Consider the following 23633-nt stretch of genomic DNA (forward strand, 5'->3'; position numbering starts at 1 on the left):
ACAGGCCGATTCATAGGCCGATTCACAGGCCGACTGATAGACCGCCGCGCCGGCTAAGCCGCAGGCCGCGCGCCGGCCAGCCCCGGGCCTGCAACAAGGCCATGCCCGGCGGGACACGGACGCGCCATGCGTGTGGTGTATCCTTAACACTCTGCAACAGCGCGCCGGGCACGAGCCGGGCGCACCACCATGAACGACACGTATCCCAGTCGACGATCTGCCAGCGACAAACCCACCGAAAAGCGCTCACTGCTCGAGCGACTGACCGACTTCATCTCGCCAGAGCCCGATTCCCGCGGCGAACTCCTCGAAATCCTGCAGGACGCGCACGAACGTAACCTGATCGACGCCGATTCGCTCTCGATGATCGAAGGCGTGTTCCAGGTGTCGGAACTGAGCGCGCGCGACATCATGGTGCCCCGCGCACAGATGGACGCGATCAACATCGCCGACACGCCCGCCGACTTCATCCCGTTCATGCTCGAAAAGGCGCACTCGCGCTACCCGGTCTACGAAGGCAATCGCGACAACGTGATCGGCGTGCTGCTCGCGAAAGACCTGCTGCGCTACTACGCGGAAGAAGAATTCGACGTGCGCGGCATGCTGCGGCCCGCGGTGTTCATTCCGGAATCGAAGCGCCTCAACGTGCTGCTGCATGACTTTCGCGTGAACCGCAATCACATCGCGATCGTCGTCGACGAATACGGCGGCGTCGCGGGGCTGATCACGATCGAGGATGTGCTCGAGCAGATCGTCGGCGATATCGAGGATGAATACGACTTCGACGAAGAAAGCGGCAATATCATCGCGTCGCCGGACGGGCGTTATCGCGTGCGCGCGCTGACCGAAATCGAGCAGTTCAACGAAGAATTCGGCACGCACCTGTCGGACGAAGAAAACGACACGATCGGCGGACTCGTCACGCATCACTTCGGGCGCGTGCCGCATCGCGGCGAAAAGGTGCGCCTCGGTGATCTGATTTTCGAAGTGCTGCGCGCCGACGCGCGGCAAATTCATATGCTGCTCGTGCGCAAGGACCCGCTCGCGGGTCAGCGCGAGCGCGACGCACAGCACGTCGGAACCTGATCGCGCTTTCCGGATCCGGCAGCGAGAACGCAACACGGCTGCAGGCGAACGCGCGCGGCTCGTCCAGGGCTCATACGGGGCTCGTCCCGGGCTCGCGAGGGGCTGACTTAGTCCGCACGCCGCGGCTGCGGCCGTCGCCGCAAGAGAAACAAGTCGCGGCATGTCAACGATAAGCCGCGGCAGCACGCTACCGTAAGCAACGCACCTGCAACACCACCATAACGAACGCACCGGAACGCAACATGGCCGACCCGATCCCCTCCCGTCTGCCCCGTGGCGTGACGCCCAACGACGCGACAGCCGCCCGCCGCACGTTGCCGCGCTGGCACTACCTCGCGGCGCTTGCCGCGGGCGCCCTCAATACGCTGTCGTTTGCGCCGACGCCGCATGGCGGCTGGCTCGAACTCGCGATCTTCGTTTTCTTCTATGCGTGGCTCACGCGCGCGACCGGCTGGAAGAGCGCCGCACTGACCGGCTTCGCGTTCGGCTTCGGCAACTTCGTGTCGGGCATCTGGTGGCTATACGTGAGCATGCACGTCTACGGTGGCATGGCCGCACCGCTGGCGGGCGGCGCGGTCGTGCTGTTCTCGATGTATCTCGCGCTATACCCGGCGTTTTCGGCAGCCTTGTGGTCGTTCTGCGCGGGACACGCCCGCAACGGCAAAGCCGACGACACGCCGTTCTCGCCGACCTGGCATGGCGCCTTCGCGTTCGCGAGCGCGTGGGCGCTCGGCGAGTGGCTGCGCGGCACGGTCTTCACCGGCTTCCCGTGGCTCGCGAGCGGTTATCCGCAAGTCGACGGGCCGTTCGCAGGCTTTGCGGCGCTGGCGGGCGTGTATGGCGTCGCCTGGGTGCTGGCGTTGACGGCCGCATTGATTGCGCAGGCGTTGCTGCGCGCACGCATAAGCCGCGCACGCATCGTCGCGCCCGCGGCCATCGCCATCGCGCTGATCGCGGCCGGCTTGCTGCTGCCGCTCGCGTCATGGACGCATGCCGCGAACGCCACGTTAACCGTGCGCCTCCTGCAAGGCAACGTGAAGCAAGACATGAAGTTCGAAGAAGCGAGCGTGATCGAGGAAATCGCTGAATATCAGAAGATGATCATCGCGAAGCCGGCCGACCTGATCGTCACGCCCGAAACCGCGATTCCGGTGCTGGCGCAGGACATCCCCGTCGCATTCGCCGAAACGATACGCGGCTTCGCCGATTCGACCGGCTCGTCGATCCTGTTCGGCGCGATCGGCGGCACGATCACGCCGGACGGCCAGGTGGTCGACTATACGAACAGCTTTTACGGCATCACGCCGAACGATAAAAGCGTGTACCACTACGCCAAGCATCATCTCGTGCCGTTCGGCGAATTTGTGCCGTTCGGCTTCCACTGGTTCGTCAACCTGATGAACATTCCGCTCGGCGACTTCGCGCGCGGCGCCGCGGTGCAAAAGCCGTTCTTCGTGCATAACCAGGCGGTATCGGTCGATATCTGCTACGAGGATATTTTCGGCGAAGAGATCGCACGCACGATCCGCGAGAACCCGACGCCGGCCGGCATCCTGATCAACGTGACGAACCTCGCGTGGTTCGGCGATACGATCGCGCTCGACCAGCATCTGCAGATGGCGCGCATGCGTTCGCTCGAAACGGGCCGGCCGATGCTGGCCGCGACCAACACCGGCGTGACCGCCGCCATCGACGAACACGGCAAGGTCATCGGGCGCCTGCCGACTTTCACCGTAGGCTCGCTCGATGTGACGATCCAGGGCATGGCCGGCGACACGCCGTACATCACGAGCGGCAACAACACGGTGCTCGCGGCGTCGCTGTTTCTGCTTGCATTCGGGTTCGCGTTCGGCCCGTCGCGGGTGGACCGCCGCCGCAAAAACGCCGGTAAGGACGCCGGCAAAAAACGCCGATAAAAGTGCAGACGAGGCCGCGCCCAACGACGCAAACCGCAATCGCCCCATCGACTGAACGAGGCTGAGCGGCACGCAAAGTCTCAACGTAACGCCAATCCGGTAAAATTCAGGGTTTTAGCACTGGGCCGCGCGACGGCCCGCCGCCGGACCGGAGCATGCAGCGGTCGGTCCCGCGGCGGTTCGAATGCGCGCCGCACTTCCCGCCGGAAAGGCACTTCATGCTCACGTTTCAGCAAATCATCCTGACGCTGCAGTCCTACTGGGACAAGCAGGGTTGCGCGCTGCTCCAGCCGATCGACATGGAAGTCGGCGCCGGCACCTCGCACGTCCATACGTTCCTTCGTGCGATCGGCCCCGAGCCGTGGCGCGCGGCTTACGTGCAGCCCTCGCGCCGTCCGAAGGACGGCCGCTACGGCGAGAACCCGAACCGCCTGCAGCATTACTACCAGTACCAGGTGGTGCTGAAGCCGGCCCCCGAAGACATCCTCGACCTGTACCTTGGCTCGCTCGAAGCGCTCGGCTTCGATCTGAAGCAGAACGACGTGCGCTTCGTCGAAGACGACTGGGAAAATCCGACGCTCGGCGCATGGGGTCTCGGCTGGGAAGTCTGGTTGAACGGCATGGAAGTCACGCAGTTCACCTACTTCCAGCAGGTCGGCAAACTCGACTGCAAACCGGTGCTCGGCGAAATCACGTACGGGCTCGAGCGCCTCGCGATGTATCTGCAAAAGGTCGAGAACGTCTACGACCTCGTCTGGACCGAGTGGGAAGAACAAGGCCCGAATGGCCCTGAAATGCGGCGCCTCACCTATGGCGACGTGTACCACCAGAACGAAGTCGAACAGTCGACGTACAACTTCGAGCAGGCCAACGTCGAACTGCTGTTCACGTTCTTCAATAGCTACGAAGCGGAAGCGAAGCGCATGATCGACGCGCATCTGCCGCTGCCCGCGTACGAGCTCGTGCTCAAGGCCGGCCACACGTTCAACCTGCTCGATGCGCGCGGCGCGATCTCGGTCACCGAACGCGCGGCGTATATCGGCCGCATCCGCAATCTGTCGAGCTTTGTCGCGCAGGCTTATTACGAGTCGCGCGAAAAGCTCGGTTTCCCGATGCTCGGCAACCCGGTGCACGCGGTGCCCGGCCTCGAAACCGACGAACAGGAAGCCGCGAAGCCGGCCTGGGCGCCGTCGCTGAAGCTCGAGCCGAAGTTCGACAAAGACTGACGAGACAAGAACACATCATGCATTCCCAACACGCCACCCTGCTCGTCGAACTGTTGACCGAAGAGCTGCCGCCGAAAGCGCTTGCGCGTCTCGGCGACGCGTTCGCCGAAGGCATTGCGCAGCGCCTCGCGGCGCGCGATCTGATCGAAGGCGAGCTGTCGTTCGAACGCTATGCCACGCCGCGGCGCCTCGCGGTCACCGTCAACAACGTGCGCGCGGTCGCGCCGGAAAAGCACGTGCGCGAAAAGGTGCTGCCGGTATCGGTTGCGCTCGATGCGAACGGCCAGCCCACCGCGCCGCTCGCGAAGAAGCTCGCCGCGCTCGGCTTTGCCGATTTTTCGGTGAGCGATCTCGAACGCGCATCGGACGGCAAGGCTGAAGCATTCTTCCTGCGCTATGCGGCGCCTGGCGCGACGCTCGCCGAGGGCCTGCAGGCCGCGCTCGACGAAACACTCGCCAAGCTGCCTATTCCGAAGGTCATGACCTATCAGCGCCCGGACGGCACCAACGTGCAATTCGTGCGCCCCGTGCATCGTCTGACTGTTCTGCACGACAACCGGATCGTGCCCGTCAGCGCATTCGGTATCGACGCGGACGACACGACGCTGGGCCATCGCTTTCTCTCGGAAGGCTTCGTGCAGATCCAGCATGCGCATGCGTATGCGGAAACGTTGCGTCATCGCGGCCACGTGGTCGCGAACTTCTCCGACCGCAAGAACGTGATCCGCTCGCACCTGCTCGCGCATGCGAACGGCGATCAGGTCGTGATGCCTGAAGCGCTGCTCGACGAAGTGACGTCGCTCGTCGAATGGCCGGTTGTCTACGCATGCCGTTTCGAGGACGAGTTCCTGCAGGTGCCGCAGGAATGCCTGATCCTCACGATGCAGACGAACCAGAAATATTTCGCGCTGACCGATGCGAACGGCAAGCTGCGCTCGCGCTTTCTGATCGTCTCGAACATCGAGACCGATACGCCCGTCGATATCGTCGAGGGTAATGAACGTGTCGTGCGCCCGCGTCTGGCCGACGCGAAGTTCTTCTTCGAGCAGGACAAGAAGAAGCCGCTCGCGGACCGCGTGCCGCTGCTGGCGAACGTCGTGTATCACAACAAGCTCGGCTCGACGCTGCAGCGCGTCGAGCGCATCGAAGCGCTCGCCGGCGAAATCGCGGCGCTGACGGGCGCCGACGTCGCGCTCGCGAAACGCGCCGCGCGCCTCGCGAAGGCGGACTTGATCACCGATATGGTCGGCGAGTTCCCCGAGCTGCAAGGCACGATGGGGACGTACTACGCGCGGCATGACGGCGAAGCCGACGAAGTCGCGCTCGCATGCTCGGAGCACTATCAGCCGCGTTTCTCCGGCGATGCGCTACCCGCCACCGCAACGGGCACGACCGTCGCGCTCGCGGACAAGCTCGAAACGCTCGTCGGCATCTGGGGCATCGGCCTGCAGCCGACCGGCGAAAAAGACCCGTTCGCGCTGCGCCGCCATGCACTCGGCGTGCTGCGCATTCTGGTCGAGAAGCAGTTGCCGGTCGATCTCGTTCAATTGCTGCGCGCCGCGCACCGGCAGTTTGCCGCGCTGCCGGCTGTCGCCGATTCGACGTCCGCGCTCTACGAATTCTTTATGGACCGCCTGCGCGGTCTGCTGCGCGAGCGCGGTTATGGTGCGGGCGAAATCGACGCCGTGCTCGCGCTGAATCCGACGCGCCTCGACGATATCGTCGCGCGCCTCGACGCCGTGCGCGAATTCGCGGCGCTGGCTGAGGCGGCATCGCTTGCCGCGGCAAACAAGCGGATTTCGAACATCCTGAAGAAGTCCGAAGGCGCGGCAGCCGACGGCGCGCAGGCCACCGTGCAGGCGGCATTGCTTGTCGAAAGCGCGGAGAAGGCACTGCATGCGCAGCTCGAACAGGTTGCGCCGCGCGTGCAGTCGCAGCTCGCGGAGCGTCAGTACACAGGCGCGCTGTCCGCGCTCGCGGCGCTGCGCGAACCGGTCGACACGTTCTTCAACGACGTGATGGTCAACGCCGAAGACCCGGCGTTGCGCGCGAACCGGCTAGCCCTGCTCGGTGCACTGCACCAGCAGATGAACTGCGTCGCCGATATTTCGCGGCTCGCCGCCTGAGCGCCCCACCATGGCCAGCCAAAAGAAAATCGTGGTGCTCGACCGGGACGGCGTGATCAATGTCGACTCGGAGGCGTTCATCAAGTCGCCGGACGAATGGGTCGCGTTGCCCGGCAGTCTCGATGCGATCGCGCGGCTCAATCAGGCCGGCTATCGCGTCGCGATCGCAACGAACCAGTCGGGCATCGGACGCGGCCTGTTCGACATGGCAGCGTTGAACGCGATGCATGAAAAGATGCATCGGATGGCGGCCACGGTCGGCGCGCGCATCGACACGATCTTCTTCTGCCCGCATACGGCCGAAGACCAGTGCGAATGCCGCAAGCCGAAGCCCGGCATGCTGAAGATGATCGCCGAGCGGTACGACATCGATCCGAAAGGCACGCCCGCGGTCGGCGATTCGCTGCGCGATCTGCAGGCGGGCGCGGCGCTCGGCTTTACGCCGCACCTGGTGCTGACCGGCAAAGGGCAAAAGACGCTGGCCGCCGGCGGCCTGCCCGAAGGCACGCGCATTCACGACGACCTGCGCGCCTTTGCTTTGGATTTCCTCGCCGAAGAACAGGATTGATGCGCGTCGTGAGCATCACCGATACCCGTTGAACCGACCGATGCGCTTTATACGCTCCCTGCTGCTCTTTATCTTTTTCATCGTCTTCACGATTCCGTATGCGACGGCCTGCTTTATCGCGTTTCCGTTCATGCATGCGGACCGGCGCTACTGGATGGCGGTCGGCTGGTGCAAATCCGTATTCGTGGTGCTGCGCGGCGTAAATGGCATCCGTCATCAGGTGCAGGGGTTCGAGAATCTGCCCGACGGGCCGGCCGTGCTGCTGTCGAAGCATCAGTCCGCATGGGAAACGCTCGCCTTCCCCGCACTCATGCCGCGGCCGCTCTGCTACGTGTTCAAGCGCGAACTGCTGTACGTGCCGTTTTTCGGCTGGGCGCTCGGCATGCTGAAGATGGTCCATATCGACCGCAAGGAAGGCAAAAACGCTTTCGCATCGGTGACGAGGCAAGGCAAGCGGCGCATGGAAGAAGGCGCATGGGTCATCATGTTTCCCGAAGGCACGCGCACGCCGACCGGCAAGCAAGGCAAGTACAAAACGGGTGGCGCGCGCTTCGCGATTGCAACCGGCGCGCCTGTCGTGCCGATCGCCCATAACGCGGGGCGTGTGTGGCCGCGCAACTCGTTTATCAAATATCCGGGTATAGTCACGGTGTCGATCGGCAAGCCGATCGACACGCGCGGGCTCACGCCCGATGAAGTGAACATGCGCGTCGAAACATGGATCGAAGCCGAGATGCGACGCATCGATCCAGCCGCATATGGCGCCGGGCACAACGCGCCTGCCGCCGCGCAAATCTGACGCGCGCACGCCGTCTCTTCGTCATATTCGTCATCGAGACGGCGTATTAGCGTGAAGCGAGTCCGATGCAGAAGTCTTCCAAGCCGCAACCCGCCGCGGCGCTCGATAGCCGGCAACTCGATCTGCCGCTCTTCGAAGAGCCCGGCCTGTCCGAATCGCCGTCGCCGCAAAAACCGGCGGTGCCGCTTGCGCCCGACGGCACGAAGCTGCGCCACGTTACGCTCGGCGCGCGTTCGCTCTACTACCATCTGAAACGTTCGTCGCGCCGCTCGATCGGCTTCGCGATCGACACCACGGGGCTCACGATCACCGCGCCGCGCTGGGTCACGCTGACCGACATCGAAACCGCGATCGCGGAAAAACAGCGCTGGATATTTAACAAGCTCACCGAATGGCAGACGCGTGTCGAGCAGCGTGCGTTGCCGCGCGTCGACTGGAAAGATGGCGCGCAGGTGCCGTATCTCGGCCACCCGGTGCGCGTGACGCTCGGCGCGCCGAACGGCACGCTGCTACTCGATGAGAAAGCGGCCACGCTCGCCCTGCCGCTGCCGATGCAGGCCGACCCGCAACAGATCAAGGATCGCGTGCAGGGCTGGCTGCAAAGCGAGGCGAAGCGCCTGTTCGGCGAACGCCTCGATGTCTACGCGGAAAAGCTTGGTGTGAATTACCGCGCGTATGCGCTGTCATCCGCGGCGACGCGCTGGGGCAGTTGCTCGAGCGACGGCAAGATTCGCCTGAACTGGCGGCTCATTCACTTCCCGGTGTCGATCATCGACTATGTCGTTGCGCACGAACTTGCGCACTTGCGCGAAATGAACCACAGCCCGCGCTTCTGGCAAACGGTCGAATCGATTTTCCCCGAGTTCCGCGAAGCGCGGCAGACGCTCAAGCATCATCCGCCCGAGTTGCTGCCGGCGCTCTGAGTGCGGGTGATTGCGCGGGTGACGGCGCGGCTCATTCGCCAGCCGGTTGCGCCGGCCGGTTACGACTTCTTCTGGATGAACTCGATCTTGTAGCCGTCCGGGTCGGTGATGAATGCGATCACCGTCGTGCCGTGCTTCATCGGGCCGGCTTCGCGCACCACCGTGCCGCCCTGCGCCTTGATTTTTTCGCATGCGGCGTACGCGTCTTCGACTTCGATCGCGAGATGGCCGAAGCCGCTGCCGAGGTCGTACGACTCGGTGTCCCAGTTGTGCGTCAATTCGATGACCGTGCCCTCACGCTCGTCCGTATAGCCGACGAAAGCGAGCGTGAATTTGCCGTCCGGATAATCCTGGCGGCGCAGCACTTTCATGCCGAGCAGTTCGGTGTAGAACTTGATCGAGCGATCGAGATTGCCGACGCGAAGCATAGTGTGGAGAAGGCGCATCGTGAGCTCCTGATTGCGGGGTGTCGAGGACGTAAATGTACCTAAAAAGCCGGGCCTTCGCTGAGGAAGGGACCGTTCGCTTACGCGTCAGAAAAGATGCCGAAGGCCTGCCATCAGCCCGACCTGCGTGCCCTTCTGCGCGAGCCCGACACCGTTGACGCCCTGCAGCTGCGCGCCGATCAGATCGCCGCGGTACAGCGCGTAATCGGCTTCGACGTAGACGTCCGTGCGCTTCGAAAGGTTGTAGTCGGCGACGAACTGGTACTGCCACGCCGAACCGTCCTGTGCGGAAGTCTTGCCGTCCTGCAGCGTACGCCATACATTGACCGCGAGATGCCATGCATTGCCGAGCGCCTGCGTGACGCCGCCGAATATCATCCGGCGCCGCGAAAAATCGGTGTATTTGAGCGCGGCGAGCACCGGCGCCGTAAACGGACCGTTAGCGAAGTTCGAAAAGCCCGGATCGTTGCGATTGACGATATAACCGAGCGCAAACCGCGTGCCGTCCCATAGGTACGCGCCGCCGAAAGTCCACGCTTTCGCGGTGCTGCCGTTCACCGAATCGCGCGTCTCCTCATAAGCGCCCCCGAGATTGAGCGGGCCGCCCTTCGGCGTGTACGCCGCGGCCGCGCCGAACTGCGAGCCATACGACGTGTGCCCCGCGACGCCGCCGAACGCATAGGCGGCGGCGAACATCAGGCCATCCACGCGCGCCTGATACTGCACCTGGTTGCTGGTCCAGATGCCGCCCGACATCGTGACTTCCGGCTGGAAACTGAAGTTGTACGGGATCCATGGGTTGCTACCGTAGCCGCCGATCGTGATGCCTTCGATCAGCACATTCGGCTGCCGCCCGAAGATGAGCCGTCCATACGAAGACGATTGCACGCCGACCTGCGCTTCGTTGATGAACGGCAGCGTCGTGTCGCTCTGGCCGGAATTGATATAGAAGCGGTTTTCCAGCCGGAAGAACGCCGACCAGCCGCCGCCGAGGTCTTCAGTACCGCGCAACCCCCAGCGGCTCTCGCTCATGCCGCCGTTGCCGAGGCCGACGGTCGAATCGCCGGCCTTGTTCGTGTGCGTCATATAGCGGACGCTTTCGTCGACGATCCCGTACAACACCACGCTCGATTGCGCGTATGACGGCGTCGCGGTGAACGCGACGGCGATCGCGATGGCGCTTGAGGCTAGCGCCGTCCGCGCGGCAGACGGCGCCGGAAAACAGGTCCCCCTTCGGGCCTTCACCATGCCGTCTCCTTGTATGGCGCGTCGGTCGAAACGCGCTCATGCGGCCTGAATCGGTTATCAGCGGCGGAGAAACGTCGAAGCAGAATGCGAGCAGACTACGAATTCCGCTGCATGATGCCTGACGTAAGGGGGAATGTGCGAAAAATGTAAGTCGTTTGACTTCGCGTTAGTTAAGCCGGTTAGTTGAACCCAGCCGGACGGGACGCGACGATCACCACTGAAAACCGGCGCCCGCCACCACACCGACATTGCCGTTGGTGCTCGTATTGCCGGACAGCTTCACGACGAACTTGTTGTTTTGCGTCACATACGACGCGCCGAATGCGGCGCCCGACTGGCCGCCGTAGCGCGCGCCGGCCACGGCGACCATCGTCTTGCCGGCCTGCGTCGGCTGCGGCAGACCGGCGACCGCCATCGCGGCCGCGGTGCCCGCGTTTGCACCTTTCGCAACGTTGTTGATCTGCCCTTGCAAACCGGAAATCTGCTGGTTCGTGTTCGCGACCGCGGCGTTCAGTTGATTGACGTTCACCGCGTCGGTACCTTGCACGCCCGCCGCGACGTTGACGATCTGCCGTTCGGCGCCTGCCGCGCCGACCGATACCGTGTTGTCGCGGTTCGCGACTGCATTCGCGCCGAGCGCGACCGAGTTGTTCGCCGCCGCATTCGCCTGCGAGCCGAGCGCCACCGATGCGGTGCCGGACGCCTGTGCGCGGTCGCCCAGGGCAGTCGAATCGTTGCCGCTCGCGCTCGCCCCACCGCCCGCCGCAATCGAGTTCGAGCCGCTCGCGGCAGCCGGTCCGCTGACGGTGCTCGACGCAATCGCAGTCGATCCGTTTGCGTGGTAGTTCTGCACGGCCTGGCCAAGCAAACCGAGTTGTTCGTTCGTCGCGTACAACTGTGCGCCGGTGACGGCGTCGGTGCTCGTGGCGCTCAGTTCGGCATCCTGCAGATTCGACAGCGAGACGCGCGTCGCTGCGCCGGCACCGCCAAGCGTGACACGGTCATGGGCCGAACTGTCGTAAGCGATGATATCCGCGGTGTCGAGTTGCGCCGCGACATTGACGCCGGCCCTCAGCGCCGCGCCACGCAGCAGTCCATCGTTGGCACCCGCGCTGCTCCCGCCTGGCAGCGCGGCAGTAATCGCCGCGTTCATCTGGCCGAGCGTCACCGCATCGCTGAAATTCACGCCGTCTGCCACGTTGACGATCCGGCGCTTCGAGGTATTCGAGCCCACTGCGAAGGTGTTGGCCTGGTTCGTCGACGATCCAGCGCCGATCGCGATCGCATTGATGCCTGTTGCACGCGCGTTTGCGCCAATCGCCAGGGCATTGTCGCCGGTCGCCTGCGCGAACCCGCCGATCGCGACCGAATTGGTTCCCGACGCGTTCGCATCCAGAGCGGTCGTGTCGCCAAACTTGATGTATTTGAGCTTCCCCGACGCGTCCGTGATCCGCTGGTCGAGCGCATCGACCGCGCCGTTGACGCCGATGACGGTATCGCCGCCGACTGTGTACCGCGGCATCGTGACACTGCCGTCCGCAAGCACAACCGAGCCGCCGCCGAGCGCGGCCGCGACACTGCTCGCCGAACCGTAAAGCTGCGCGCCGTTGATCGCGTCCTTGCTGGCCGGGTTGACCGCCCCCGGCTTCACATTCGTGATCGTCGTGCCTGCCGTGCCGCCCGCGAGCGTCGCCTTGCCGCGCGTGAGATCGTCGTAGGCAACGAATGCGTTGGTCGGGTTTCCGGACGTATCGACGTTCAGACCGGCCGCCTTCAGCTGACCGACGTTGACCGCGTCGGTATTGTTGACGCCTGCCGACATGTTGGTGAGCCGACGTGTCAGCGTGCCGGTCAGATTCTGGTTCAACAGCGCGGTATCGGATGAATTGCCATCACCACCGTCGCTGTAAGTGCCTTTGAGCGGATTGTCGCCGACCCGGCCGACCGACACCGTGTCGGCCTCCGTCGCGACCGAACCGGTGCCGAGCGCGACGCTGTTCCGCGCGCCGCTCGCCACATAGGCAGCCGTGCCGACGGCGCTGCCGAAATACGCGTACGTCTGGGTGCTGAAGCCGAAGCCGCTCGCGAAGCTGACGTTGGCGGGCACATAACCGTACGCGCCGACCACGGTCTCCGCCAGATTGTGCGGAGCGTCCTTCACGCCGGCATTGGCAAAACAACCGCCGACGACCGACCATGTTCCGCTGCCGGCATTCGTCGTCGTGCAGTTTTGCCCCGTCGACTTGTCGGTATCGTTGATCGTGATCGCGCTGGCGAATGAAGGTCCCGCAGCAGTCAGGCCAGCGGTTCCCAACGCAATCGCAGCGAGGCCGGTCGCGAACCTCGCTCGCCTCGTCGGCCGACACAGCCGGCTGTCGAAGTTTTCGCACACGGCAATGCGAATGGGCGTCACGGCATGTCGGACGATCTGACGGTTCTTCTTCATTTTCTAATCCTAACTAAATGGAACGAATGCGCTGAAGTATAGAAACGTGCAGACACCCGTCCTTATAGGACCAGTCCGAAAAACCTCGAACCCGACTTAGTTAATGAGGCCGCGTCGAGGCGGCGTGGATGCGGCGCGAACAGGATAGAAAGATGAACAACCAGGCGATTTCGCCTAAGCGCGCGAACCCGATATCGTTTGAGCGACGCGCACATACTCGTCGACCGGCACGTCTTCGGCGCGCCGCGCGAGATCGAAGCCGAGCGCATCGAAATCGACTGCGTCGCGATACGCCGACAGCGTATTGCGCAGCATCTTGCGTCGTTGAGAGAACGCGGCCGTCACGACTTCGCCGAGCGTCGTTTCGTCGACGGCGGGCAGTTCGTGCGGTGCGTAGGGGATCATCCGCACGATCGCCGAATTGACTTTCGGCGGCGGCTGGAAGGACTCGGGCGGCACATCGAGCAGCTTGTCGATCACGTACCGGTACTGCAGCATCACCGACAGACGGCCGAAGGCCTTGCTGCCCGGCTCCGCCACCATCCGCTCGACTACTTCGTCCTGCAGCATGAAGTGCTGGTCGATCACATCGCGTGCGAAGCTCGTGAGATGGAACAGCAGCGGGCTCGATATGTTGTACGGCAGATTGCCGACAATGCGCAGCGACGGCTTGCGCGCCGGCACATTGCCAGTCGCATCGCCGGCTGCATCGGCTGATGTACCGGTCGACGTACCGGTCGACGTATCGGTCGACGTATCTGTCGACGTATCAAGCCCTGCCAGCGTGCTGAAATCAAAAGCAAGCGCATCGCCCTCATGCAACTGCAGACGCTCGCCGAATTTCTCCTTGAGCCGCGCGATCAGATCGCGGTCGAGCTCGACCGCATGCAACGGCGATCCGGGCGTCGCGAGCCGTTCGATCAGCGGCTCGGTCAAGGCGCCGAGGCCCGGCCCGATTTCGACCATGCGCTCGCCGCGTTGCGGGCGAATCAGGTCGACGATCGAATCGATGATGCCGAGATCGACGAGGAAGTTTTGCCCGAACCGCTTGCGCGCGAAATGGCCCTGGTGTTGCCGGCTGGGATGCAGTCTCGTCGATGACATCGAATTCGGAATAGAAAAGTGCGGCCGGAAATCAGGCGCCGCGCCGATGGCGCGCCATCGACACCGCGGTATCGATCGCGGCGATCAGACTGCCCGCATCGGCGCGGCCGGTGCCGGCCAGATCGAGCGCGGTGCCATGATCGACCGACGTGCGAATGATCGGCAGACCGAGCGTCACATTGATGCCCTCGCCGAACGTCGCGTACTTCAGAACAGGCAGGCCCTGATCGTGAAACATCGCGAGCACGCAGTCGGCTTCGGTCAGATAGCGCGGCTGAAACAGCGTATCGGCCGGATACGGACCGCGTGCATCGATGCCCTGCGCGTTCGCCCGCTCGAGCGCCGGCGTAATCACGTCGATTTCCTCGCGGCCCAGATAGCCGTTCTCGCCCGCATGCGGATTAAGCCCGGTGACGAGAATGCGCGGCGCGGGCAGGCCAAAATGATGACGCAAGTCGTGACTGATGATACGCAGCGTATCGACGATGCCGTCGATGGTGAGCGCCGCTGCGACATCCTTCAACGGCAGATGCGTCGTCGCGAGCGCCACGCGCAGCGGACGCTGGCCTGTGCCCGCGAGCATCATCACGACGTGCGGCGTATGCGTGCGTTCGGCCAGATATTCGGTGTGGCCGGTGAACGGCACACCGGCATCGTTGATCGTGCTCTTTTGCAGCGGCGCGGTAACGATCGCATCGAATGTGCCGGCCACCGCGCCGTCAATCGCGGTATCGAGCAGCGCGAGCACATAGCGCCCATTCGCCGCGTCAAGCTTGCCGACCTGCGCCGGCGCGCCAAGCGCATGATGCAACACCTCGATGCGCCGCCCCTGCAACGCGTTCCAGTCGACGCCGACCGCCTGCGCGCGCTCGGCGAGCAGCGCCGCGTCGCCGAGCACGGTGAAGTGCGCGTCGGGCCAGTGCGCGCCGGCTGCCGCCAGCGCCTGCGCGGTCAATTCGGGACCCACGCCTGCCGGTTCGCCGGTCGTGATCGCGATATTCAGCGACCCGGAACGCGGAGAAGAAAAAACAGCAGGCGAGGTGTCGGTCGTCATAACTTCCGTGATTGCACGAGTGACTTCATTGGGCTACTTCGGGCTACTTCATCGTGTTACTGCGACGACTTACTGCACCGAGCTGCCGGGCGCAGTCTTGTAGTCGACATACGCCGTGTCGCGCAGTTCGCGCAGCCAGTCGGCGTAAGCCTGCTCCGCCTTGCGCTGGCCGATTGCCTGGCGCGCAAGATCCATCTGCTGCGCGACCGAGCCTTCCGCTTCACGGCGGCCGAGCACCTCGATAAGGTGGTAACCGTATTCAGTACGCACCGGATCGCTGATCTGGCCGTCCTTCAGGCTGTTCATCGCGCGCTCGAATTCAGGCACCGTCTCGCCCGGGCTCACCCAGCCAAGATCGCCGCCTTGCGACGCCGAACCGTCCTGCGAATAGGTACGCGCGAACTTGCTGAAGTCGCCGCCGTCCTGGATTTCCTTCTTGATCTCGAGCAGCTTCTCGCGTGCCTGCGGCTCTGACTGCCCGTCGCCGACGCGCAGCAGAATATGGAGCACGTGCGTTTGCACGAGCCGCGCCGAATCGCCGGTCACCGTCTGCCCGCCCGAGCGGCGGTCGACCAGCCGCACGATTTCGAAGCCATCGTTCGTGCGAATGACCGACGGATTCACCTGACCCGCACGCAGCGTCGAGGCCGCCGTGACGAATTCCGGCGGCAGCTTGGCCGGCGGCAGGAAGCCCATGTCGCCGCCCTTGCTCGCGTCGGTTGCCTGCGAGTTCGACTTTGCAAGCTTTTCGAAATCATTGCCGCTGCCGCTCATGGCCTGCTTCAGCAGATCGTCAGCTTTCTTCTGCGCGGCTTCGATATCGGTTTGCGGCGCATTGAGCGGCGCCTTCAGGAAGATATGCTCGAAACGCAGGTCGCTCGTGCTGCCCGCGCTCGGTCCGCGCTGGCTCGCGATGTAGTTCGCGACCTCGGCGTCGGATACCGTGACCTTGCTGTCCACTTCCTTTTCGCGCAGACGCTGCAGAATCAGCTCGGTTTTCGCGTCGCCGCTGAACGTCGTCCAGGGCACGCCTTCGGCCTCGATGCGCGAGCGGTACACCGCGAGCGTCATGTTGTTCGCCTGCGCGAGACGCTCGAGCGTGCGCTGCACGGTGGCGTCGTCGACGGTGATGTTGTCCTCGCGCGCCTTCTGCAGCTGGATGCGTTCGAGCACCATCTGGTTCAGCACCTGCTGGCGCAGCTGATCCACGGGCGGAACCGGCGCGTGCTGCTGGTTCAGACGCCGCGTGATGAGACCCATGCGCTCATCGAGTTCGCGTTGCGTAATCACGCCATTGTTGACCACGGCAGCAATCGTATCGACCGTCTGGCCGCTGCCGTTATCGAGCGCCTGCGCGTGCGCGGGGCCCGCCAGCATCAGGAACGCGGCAGCCGCGAACCCGGTCGCGAACGATGCCGAACGAAGCTTTTTCATGATTCCCACAGATACTCCAAATGATGTCGGGCTTTGGTGCCGCGGGCATTATCCGCCCATGACATTACCGCCCGTATCCTCGTATTTTATAAGCCCGCAAAACCGGTCATTCAAAATTGTTGAAGCGCGACTCGGGCGGCGGTGGCGGCGGCGGCGGCGTATAGCCAGCGACGCTCGTACGGAACGCGGACACAAGGCCGTTGTCGACGCTCGACAGGCCCTTCAACGTCAACTGCGCGAGGAAACGCGTCGCCGACGTTGCCAGGCCCTGCGTGTTGACCCCGTTCGCGTACTTCTGCACACCGACGCCGAGCGTCCAGCAATCGGCGTCGTACTGCATGCCGATGAGGCCATCGACGAGCCGGTGGCCTTGCAGGTCGTAATTGACGCGGCCCACCGCGAACACGCGGTGCGACAGCGGCCATTGCCCCGAGATCAGGATCTGGTTGATCGGCTGGTTTTCGAGCGTCGTGTTGGCGCGCGTGTAACGGTAGCCGAGGTTGATCACCTTGCCCGTTTCGGGACTGAACCCGAAGCCGATGCTCGATTTCACCAGCTGATTGTTGTCGGCATTATATTGGAACGCCGTTTCCTGCGCGAAACCATAGCCGAGCTTGAACGACGCCCCCGCGATCAGGTCCGAATGGCGTGCCGTCGATTCCGCCTGACCCGGCAGAAGCGTAACGCGCTGGTCCGTGAAGTAGTACTGCTGCGCGATCACGAAACGCGCGCGTTCGTCACCGGTCGCCGCGTTGATGAAGCGCGTCGTCAACGCCGCGGTCACGCGGTTCGCATCGGAGATGCGGTCGTCGCCGACGAACGTGTTCGGCTGGAAGATCTCGGCGAGGCCGAAGTCCGAATCGGCGGTATCGAAGAGCGGCGCGTCGTTCTGATTGCGGAACGGCGTGTACACGTAGTACAGCCGCGGCTCGAGCGTCTGGATATAGTCCGTGCCGAAGATGCGCACCGACCGGTCGAAGATCAGGCCCGTATCGAACGAAAACGTCGGAATCGATTCGGTGAAGTTCTTCGGCTGCCCCGCGACCGAATTCGTGCCGAGGTTGCTCAGGTTGTACGACGCGAAGTGCCACTGCACCTTCGGCGTGACGAAGTAGCCGGGCCCGACCACCGAGTACGCGAGGTACGGATCGAAGACGACGCGGTCGCCTTCGGTCATGTTGTCCGCAGTGATGCGGAAGCGCGAGTAGTCGGCCGTCGCTCCGTAGTCGAAGCCGTTGACGTCGTACTTCGCGTAGTTGACCCGCAACTCCGGCTCGCGGCCGTACGGCGGCGTCGAGCCTTGCAGCGTCTGCCAGTGCTGTTCGCGCGCGAGCACGGACCACGGACCGCTGTTGTACGTCAGGCCGGCTTCCTGCTGATACAGCAGCTGCGTACCGTTGAGGAACTGGTTCGTCGACGACGCCAGATCCTCCGGATACGTGTTGTCCGATACCTTGTTGTAGTAGACGTAGCCGCCGAACCCGCCGCCGAAGTTCTGGTTGTGCTGGATGTAAATCGCGTAGCGGTTCGTCTTCGTGATCGCGTCGTCGGGCAGGAACTGGCCCGTGATCGACCCGCTATACGTCGGCGACAGGTAGCGGTAGTTGACGTCCGTCAGCACGCCGCGCCGCGAGATGATCCGCGGCGTGATCGTCAGATCGCGGTTCGGCGCGATGTTGAAGTAGTACGGCAGCGACAGTTCGAAGCCGTTGTTCGAACTCACCGAGAAGGTCGGCGGCAGCAAACCGCTGCGGCGATCGCCCGTCAGCGGGAACGACATCCACGGGCTCGCGAAAATCGGCACGCCCTGGAAGAACAGCACGCCGTTGTGCGCGACGCCTTCTTCGGCACCGGTGTCGAAATCGAATTCAGTGCCTTTGATGTACCACGCAGGATCGTTTTCGCACGCGCACGCTGTGTACGTTGCGTTCGAAAACACCGAGCGCTCGTTGTCGAGCAGATCGACGCGTTCCGCGCTGCCCGAACCGCCCGTCGCCGTGAAGTGATACTTCGGCGCGGTCATGAAACCTTCATTCGACTCGACTTTCAGGTGCGCCTCGGGGCCGACGAACAGCGCGCCGCTGCCGAAGACGCGCACATGGCCGTACGCATCGGCCATGTCGGTATCCTGATCGTAGTGCAGCGCGTCGCCCTTGATGACCGAGGTGGCCTGACGCACTTCGGCCGAACCTTTCGCCGCCATGTCGCGATCGGCAGTGCCGGTGGTCGCATCGCCGAGCACGAAGGTCGCGGCGCGCTCGCCGGTCGGCACAGTATGGTCTTCGAGTTGCGGGGCCAGCCGCAGATCCCACGGCGAGTTGTCGAGCGGCTGCGCCTGCGCCGCTTCACCCACAAGCTGGGCGTGCGAGAGCGCAGGAAAGAGGCCGGGCACGGCAATGAGTGCCGCGACGAGCCGCCTTGTGCGCGGCAAGCCGTCGCAAGAAGATGGGTAAGGGAAAAGCTTTCTAGGCGGCATGTATTCGTTTGGCGAATCGGCCCCACCATCAGCTCATGCAGTCACAGTTACCGCCTGCACAAGCGACCCCGGCGACCGGTGGAGTGCGTTGCGCAAATTGTTCGATCTATTCCAGCGGTGAGGCGGGCGGTCAAACGAGTTATGCGAAGGCTGGCGCGAGCCGCGTCAAAAAAGTCGTGGGGTATTATATGGCAAGACGTTCTCTATCCCGTTTTCAGCCCCGATTTTCATGACGCCGAGCTCCGCTCCCGCATCCGCTTCCACCGCCCACACCCACTCCGCCCGACTCGCGCTGCTGACCGCCTGGCTTCGCAGCCACGCCGACCGCTACGGTCTCGATCTCGCCACGCTCGCGCCCGCTTCGGCCGACGCCAGCTTTCGCCGCTATTTCCGGCTGGGTGCGAGCGCGGTCGCGAATGCGTCGGGCGCCGGCGCTGCTGCCGCGCCGGACTCCACGGGCACGCCGTCCGCGGCCAGTTCGTCCGCTGCCGCGACGACGTTGATCGCCGTCGACGCCCCGCCGCCCGAGAAATGCCGCGAGTTCGTGCAGGTCGCGCGGCTGCTCGAAGCGGCCGGCGTGCACGTGCCGCGCGTGCTTGAAGTGGATTTCGACGCCGGTTTCATGCTCGTCACCGATCTCGGCAGCGAACCGTATCTAACGGCGCTCAACGAAGGCAACGCGCGCCAGCTCATGCGCGACGCGATCGACGCGCTGATCCGCTGGCAGCTCAGTTCGCGGGAAGGCGAACTGCCGCCGTTCGACGAAGCCTTCATGCGCCGCGAAATGGAGCTGATGCCCGAATGGTTCATCACGCGCCATCTGGGCCGCGAAGTCGACGAGGCCACGCGCGGCGTGCTCGATCGCACGTTTGCGCTGCTCGTCGCGAGCGCCAGTGCGCAGCCGCATGTGTACATGCTGCGCGATTTCATGCCGCGCAACCTGATGATCGCGAGCCCGAACCCCGGCGTGCTCGACTTTCAGGATGCGGTGTACGGGCCGATCACCTATGACATCGCGTCGTTGTTGCGTGACGCGTTCCTGAGCTGGGACGAGGCCTTCGAGCTCGACTGTTTCGCGTACTACTGGGAACACGCAAAGAAAGCGGGCCTGCCCGTCGATGCCGACTTCGGCGAGTTCTACCGGCAACTCGAATGGATGGGCCTGCAGCGGCATATCAAGGTGATGGGCCTCTTCTGCCGCATCAACTATCGCGACAGCAAGCCGCACTACATGAAAGACCTGCCGCGCTTTATCGACTACGCGCGCAAGGTCTCGCAGCGCTATGCGCCGCTCGCGCCGTTCGCCAGGCTGCTCGACGACCTCGAAGGCCACGCGAACGAAGTCGGCTACACATTCTGACCCGAGCGATGACCACACCGGCCACCGACCCGACCTTGACGACGGCGATGATCTTCGCGGCGGGCCGCGGCGAGCGCATGCGTCCGTTGACGGACACCTGCCCGAAGCCTCTGCTCGAAGCGGGCGGCAAACCGCTGATCGTCTGGCAGATCGAACGGCTTGCGGTCGCGGGCCTGCGCACGATCGTGATCAATCATGCGTGGCTCGGCGAGCGCATCGAGGCCGCACTCGGCGACGGCTCGCGCTGGGGCGTGCAACTGCGTTATTCGGCCGAAGGCGAGGCGCTCGAAACGGCCGGCGGCATCGCGCAGGCGCTGCCCTTGCTCGAACAGGCGGGCCGCGCGGAAATTTTTGTCGGCGTGGCTGGCGACGTCTATGCGGACTTCGACTACGCGATGCTGCACACGCATGCCGCGCGTCTCGCGAAGCAGCCCCAGCCCGGCATGCATCTCGTGATGGTGCCGAACCCGGCGTTTCATCCGAACGGCGATTTCGTGCTGCGCGATGGCGCGCTGTCGCTCGATGGCGCGCCGCGCTTCACGTTCGGCAGCATCGCGCTGTACGACACACGCATGTTTCACGATCTGCCGCGCGGCACGCGGCGCGCGCTGACGCCCTACTATCGCGAGACCATTGCGCAAGGCCGCGCAAGCGGCGAGTTGTATGAAGGGCGCTGGGAGAATGTCGGCACGCCCGCGCAGTTGCAGGCGCTCGATACGGCGTTGCGGGCAGCAAGTGCCGGCGGCGCGAGCCAGACTGCCTAAGCGGACAAGCGGGCGTGGGATAAGTTGCGGCACGAACCTTGGGCGGTAGTAGCGTCGCCCATCAAGTCGCTGCGCGCCAGCCGCTACATTGCGATCTCCAGCTTGCCGCTTTCGCGCGTAAGCTCCATCACCGCGCGACGCGAACCTCGCTCACGTGCTCGCCGGCCTCCGCGCCCTCTTCGCCCTCCACCGCTTGCGTCTGTTCCGCGCGTTGCTGCTGCAGCGCCCACATCTGCGCAAAGAGGCCGCCCATCCGGATCAGTTCCGAATACGTACCGCGTTCGACGATGCGTCCGCGGTCCATCACGATAATCTGCTGCGCGTGCACGACGGTAGACAGCCGGTGCGCGATGATCAGCGTGGTGCGCTCGCGCGCGATCTGGTCGAGTTCGTGCTGGATCGCGCGCTCGGAGCGCGAATCGAGCGCGGACGTTGCTTCGTCGAACAGCAGGATCGGCGGGTTCTTCAGCAGCGTGCGCGCGATCGCGACGCGCTGCTTCTCGCCGCCCGACAGCTTGAGTCCGCGTTCGCCGACCGGCGTGTCGTAGCCGCGCGGCAGGCTGTCGATGAAATCGTGGATATGCGCGGCACGCGCGGCCGCGATCACTTCGTCGCGGCTCGCCTCAGGCCGGCCGTACGCGATGTTGTAGTAGATCGTATCGTTGAACAGCACCGTATCCTGCGGCACGATGCCGATCGCCGCGCGCAACGAATCCTGCGTGACGTCGCGAATATCCTGCCCGTCGATTGTGATCGAACCGCCCGCTGCACGGTCGAGATCGTAGAAGCGGAATAGCAGCCGTGCGAGCGTCGATTTGCCCGAGCCGCTGTGGCCGACCACGGCCGTTGTCGTGCCGGCCGGAATCGTGAAGCTCACGTCGTGCAGGATCGGCCGCGCGGCCTCATAGCTGAAATTCACGCCGCTGAACCGCACCTCCGCGCCGCTCACCGCGAGCGCGGGCGCCTGCGGCGCGTCGGCCACTTCGCGCGGCGCGCCGAGCAGCGTGAACATGCGGTCCATGTCGGTCAGGCTCTGCTTCAGCTCGCGGTACACGACGCCGAGAAAATTGAGCGGAATGTACAGCTGCAGCATGAAGGTGTTGATCAGCACGAGGTCGCCGAGCGTCAGGCGCCCCGCCATCACGCCTTGCGTCGCGCGCCACAGGATAAATACGAGGCCGGTGCCGATGATGGCCTGCTGCCCGAAATTGAGCGCGGACAGCGAATTCTGCGACTTGATCGCGGCGGCGCGAAAGTGCTTGAGGTTTTCGTCGTAGCGCCTCGCTTCCCATTCCTCGTTGCCGAAATACTTGACGGTTTCGAAGTTCAGCAACGAATCGATGGCGCGTGAATTGGCGCGCGAATCGAGTTCGTTCATCGAGCGTCGCAAATGCGTGCGCCATTCGGTCACCTTCACCGTGTACGTGATGTACGCGGCCAGCGCGATCAACGTGACGATCGCGTAGTACGCCTCGTATTTCACGACGAAGAAGCCGAGCACGAGCCCAACTTCGACGAGCGTCGGCAGGATGCTGTACAGCGAGTACGAAATAAGCTGCGTGATGCCGCGCGTGCCGCGTTCGATATCGCGCGACATGCCGCCCGTCTGCCGTTCGAGATGGAACCGCAGCGACAGCGCATGCAGATGACGGAACACCTTCAGCGCAAGCTGCCGCACCGCGCTTTCGGTGACCTTCGAAAAGAGGATTTCGCGCAGCTCGGTGAAGAGCGACGTCGAGAGCCGCACCACGGCATACGCGACCACGAGCAGACCCACGCCGCTTAGCAGTACGACGCCCGGCGCGTGGTCGGCGCGCCCGAGCGCGGTCAGATGCTGGACCGACGCGAGGCCGTCCACAATGCGCTTCATCACGATCGGCACGCCGAGGTTCGCGACCTTCGCGCCGATCAGGCAGCTAAGCGCGAGCGCGACGCGCCATTTGTAGGTGGCGAGATATGGCAGTAGCGACACGATCGTCTGCCAGTCGTTACGCGGCTGGTTCGAGATCGGCGCGGGTTCTCGGGGTGGGGCGAGACGGCGCATCGTTTTATGAGGGAAAGCGCGGCGGAGAAGCCACCGCGCCGCTCGCACGGCACGCCTGACCCGGGCGTGCGCTTTCCCGTACAATTCGTGATCCCTGTATTGTCGCAGAAGCCGGCTAGCCTCGCTGCGCGTGGATTCCCGATGCCGGCTCGCGCTCCCGATGGATTCCCCATGACCGATCTGAACCAGCTCCCGCAGAAGTCCTGTGCATTGCGCGTGATGCCGCAGCCCTCCGACGCGAACGTCCACGGCGACGTGTTCGGCGGCTGGATCATGGCGCAGGTCGACCTCGCCGGTTCGATTCCGGCGGGCCGGCGCGCGAACGGACGCGTCGCGACGGTCGCGGTCAACTCGTTCGTGTTCAAACAGCCGGTATTCGTCGGCGATCTGCTCAGTTTTTATGCCGACATCGTGAAGACCGGCAACACGTCGGTGACGGTCGCGGTCGAGGTGTACGCGCAGCGGATGAGCATCGCGCAGGAAGTGGTGAAGGTGACCGAAGCGACCCTCACCTATGTCGCCACCGATAGCGACCGCCGGCCGCGCGCCTTGCCGCCGCTCGACTAACGCGCGGTTCGGCTCTTACGCGGCGCTCGACTAACGCGCCGCTCGA

17 protein-coding genes and 1 pseudogene are annotated in these 23633 nt (G+C 64.1%); 10 read left to right on the forward strand and 8 right to left on the reverse strand.

The window, feature by feature from the left end; all coding sequences use genetic code 11:
* The first annotated feature begins 189 nt into the window (after positions 1-189).
* From KZJ38_RS20650 to KZJ38_RS20680, 7 genes are all read left to right on the forward strand, one after another.
* The gene (locus tag KZJ38_RS20650) at positions 190-1086 is read left to right on the forward strand and encodes a CorC family transporter (protein ID WP_219797996.1); all 897 of its coding nucleotides are present in this window, start codon (positions 190-192) and stop codon (positions 1084-1086) included.
* A gap of 242 nt (positions 1087-1328) precedes the next feature.
* Entirely contained in the window at positions 1329-3002 is a 1674-nt protein-coding gene (gene lnt / locus KZJ38_RS20655) for an apolipoprotein N-acyltransferase (RefSeq protein WP_219797997.1), read from the forward strand.
* Between the two features lie 218 nt (positions 3003-3220).
* A complete protein-coding gene (glyQ, locus tag KZJ38_RS20660) occupies positions 3221-4228 on the forward strand; it encodes a glycine--tRNA ligase subunit alpha (RefSeq protein WP_219797998.1) in 1008 nt (335 codons plus the stop codon).
* A gap of 17 nt (positions 4229-4245) precedes the next feature.
* Entirely contained in the window at positions 4246-6354 is a 2109-nt protein-coding gene (gene glyS, locus KZJ38_RS20665; RefSeq protein ID WP_425518268.1) for a glycine--tRNA ligase subunit beta, read from the forward strand.
* A gap of 10 nt (positions 6355-6364) precedes the next feature.
* Entirely contained in the window at positions 6365-6922 is a 558-nt protein-coding gene (gene gmhB, locus KZJ38_RS20670) for a D-glycero-beta-D-manno-heptose 1,7-bisphosphate 7-phosphatase (RefSeq protein WP_219797999.1), read from the forward strand.
* A gap of 40 nt (positions 6923-6962) precedes the next feature.
* On the forward strand, positions 6963-7721 hold the full coding sequence (locus KZJ38_RS20675) for a lysophospholipid acyltransferase family protein (RefSeq protein WP_219798000.1): 759 nt from the start codon (positions 6963-6965) through the stop codon (positions 7719-7721).
* Positions 7722-7786: 65 nt separating this feature from the next.
* Positions 7787-8644: a M48 family metallopeptidase gene (locus KZJ38_RS20680; protein ID WP_219798001.1), complete on the forward strand. Its 858-nt coding sequence runs from the start codon at positions 7787-7789 to the stop codon at positions 8642-8644.
* 59 nt (positions 8645-8703) lie between these two features.
* Here KZJ38_RS20680 and gloA read toward each other — a convergent pair whose 3' ends face one another.
* From gloA to KZJ38_RS20715, 7 genes and pseudogenes are all read right to left on the reverse strand, one after another.
* Positions 8704-9090, reverse strand: coding sequence for a lactoylglutathione lyase (gene gloA / locus KZJ38_RS20685; protein ID WP_219798002.1), 387 nt, complete (start codon positions 9088-9090; stop codon positions 8704-8706).
* Positions 9091-9177: 87 nt separating this feature from the next.
* Positions 9178-10338 carry a porin gene (locus KZJ38_RS20690; protein ID WP_219798003.1) on the reverse strand — a complete coding sequence of 387 codons (1161 nt, stop codon included), beginning with the start codon at positions 10336-10338 and terminating at the stop codon, positions 9178-9180.
* A gap of 274 nt (positions 10339-10612) precedes the next feature.
* A pseudogene (locus tag KZJ38_RS20695) lies at positions 10613-12184 on the reverse strand (YadA family autotransporter adhesin); the annotation flags it as partial.
* Between the two features lie 774 nt (positions 12185-12958).
* Positions 12959-13888: a ribosomal RNA small subunit methyltransferase A gene (locus KZJ38_RS20700; RefSeq protein ID WP_219798005.1), complete on the reverse strand. Its 930-nt coding sequence runs from the start codon at positions 13886-13888 to the stop codon at positions 12959-12961.
* Positions 13889-13919: 31 nt separating this feature from the next.
* Positions 13920-14942 (reverse strand): 4-hydroxythreonine-4-phosphate dehydrogenase PdxA, encoded by a 1023-nt coding sequence (pdxA, locus tag KZJ38_RS20705; RefSeq protein WP_219798006.1) that lies wholly within the window; start codon positions 14940-14942, stop codon positions 13920-13922.
* 69 nt (positions 14943-15011) lie between these two features.
* On the reverse strand, positions 15012-16385 hold the full coding sequence (locus KZJ38_RS20710; RefSeq protein WP_219798007.1) for a peptidylprolyl isomerase: 1374 nt from the start codon (positions 16383-16385) through the stop codon (positions 15012-15014).
* 97 nt (positions 16386-16482) lie between these two features.
* Complete coding sequence (locus KZJ38_RS20715) at positions 16483-18852, reverse strand: LPS-assembly protein LptD (RefSeq protein WP_219798008.1); 2370 nt, start codon at positions 18850-18852, stop codon at positions 16483-16485.
* Positions 18853-19081: 229 nt separating this feature from the next.
* Here KZJ38_RS20715 and KZJ38_RS20720 point away from each other — a divergent pair, with 229 nt between their 5' ends.
* Positions 19082-20212, forward strand: a complete 1131-nt coding sequence (locus KZJ38_RS20720) for an aminoglycoside phosphotransferase family protein (RefSeq protein ID WP_219798009.1) — start codon at positions 19082-19084, stop codon at positions 20210-20212.
* 8 nt (positions 20213-20220) lie between these two features.
* Positions 20221-20976: an N-acetylmuramate alpha-1-phosphate uridylyltransferase MurU gene (gene murU, locus KZJ38_RS20725; RefSeq protein ID WP_219798010.1), complete on the forward strand. Its 756-nt coding sequence runs from the start codon at positions 20221-20223 to the stop codon at positions 20974-20976.
* Positions 20977-21103: 127 nt separating this feature from the next.
* Here the strand turns inward: murU and KZJ38_RS20730 are convergent, their stop codons facing one another.
* Entirely contained in the window at positions 21104-23020 is a 1917-nt protein-coding gene (locus KZJ38_RS20730; protein ID WP_219798011.1) for an ABCB family ABC transporter ATP-binding protein/permease, read from the reverse strand.
* A 171-nt stretch (positions 23021-23191) separates the two neighbouring features.
* Here KZJ38_RS20730 and KZJ38_RS20735 point away from each other — a divergent pair, with 171 nt between their 5' ends.
* Entirely contained in the window at positions 23192-23587 is a 396-nt protein-coding gene (locus KZJ38_RS20735) for an acyl-CoA thioesterase (protein WP_219798012.1), read from the forward strand.
* Positions 23588-23633 lie beyond the last annotated feature (46 nt).

Source organism: Paraburkholderia edwinii, assembly GCF_019428685.1.
Taxonomy (GTDB): domain Bacteria; phylum Pseudomonadota; class Gammaproteobacteria; order Burkholderiales; family Burkholderiaceae; genus Paraburkholderia; species Paraburkholderia edwinii.

Excerpts from the sequence above, each read along its gene's own strand:
- KZJ38_RS20650 (WP_219797996.1), top strand. The coding sequence starts at position 190 with ATGAACGACACGTATCCCAGTCGACGATCTGCCAGCGACAAACCCACC.
- lnt (WP_219797997.1), top strand. The coding sequence starts at position 1,329 with ATGGCCGACCCGATCCCCTCCCGTCTGCCCCGTGGCGTGACGCCCAAC.
- glyQ (WP_219797998.1), top strand. The coding sequence starts at position 3,221 with ATGCTCACGTTTCAGCAAATCATCCTGACGCTGCAGTCCTACTGGGAC.
- glyS (WP_425518268.1), top strand. The coding sequence starts at position 4,246 with ATGCATTCCCAACACGCCACCCTGCTCGTCGAACTGTTGACCGAAGAG.
- gmhB (WP_219797999.1), top strand. The coding sequence starts at position 6,365 with ATGGCCAGCCAAAAGAAAATCGTGGTGCTCGACCGGGACGGCGTGATC.
- KZJ38_RS20675 (WP_219798000.1), top strand. The coding sequence starts at position 6,963 with ATGCGCTTTATACGCTCCCTGCTGCTCTTTATCTTTTTCATCGTCTTC.
- KZJ38_RS20680 (WP_219798001.1), top strand. The coding sequence starts at position 7,787 with ATGCAGAAGTCTTCCAAGCCGCAACCCGCCGCGGCGCTCGATAGCCGG.
- gloA (WP_219798002.1), bottom strand. The coding sequence starts at position 9,090 with ATGCGCCTTCTCCACACTATGCTTCGCGTCGGCAATCTCGATCGCTCG.
- KZJ38_RS20690 (WP_219798003.1), bottom strand. The coding sequence starts at position 10,338 with ATGGTGAAGGCCCGAAGGGGGACCTGTTTTCCGGCGCCGTCTGCCGCG.
- KZJ38_RS20700 (WP_219798005.1), bottom strand. The coding sequence starts at position 13,888 with ATGTCATCGACGAGACTGCATCCCAGCCGGCAACACCAGGGCCATTTC.
- pdxA (WP_219798006.1), bottom strand. The coding sequence starts at position 14,942 with ATGACGACCGACACCTCGCCTGCTGTTTTTTCTTCTCCGCGTTCCGGG.
- KZJ38_RS20715 (WP_219798008.1), bottom strand. The coding sequence starts at position 18,852 with ATGCCGCCTAGAAAGCTTTTCCCTTACCCATCTTCTTGCGACGGCTTG.
- KZJ38_RS20720 (WP_219798009.1), top strand. The coding sequence starts at position 19,082 with ATGACGCCGAGCTCCGCTCCCGCATCCGCTTCCACCGCCCACACCCAC.
- murU (WP_219798010.1), top strand. The coding sequence starts at position 20,221 with ATGACCACACCGGCCACCGACCCGACCTTGACGACGGCGATGATCTTC.
- KZJ38_RS20730 (WP_219798011.1), bottom strand. The coding sequence starts at position 23,020 with ATGCGCCGTCTCGCCCCACCCCGAGAACCCGCGCCGATCTCGAACCAG.
- KZJ38_RS20735 (WP_219798012.1), top strand. The coding sequence starts at position 23,192 with ATGACCGATCTGAACCAGCTCCCGCAGAAGTCCTGTGCATTGCGCGTG.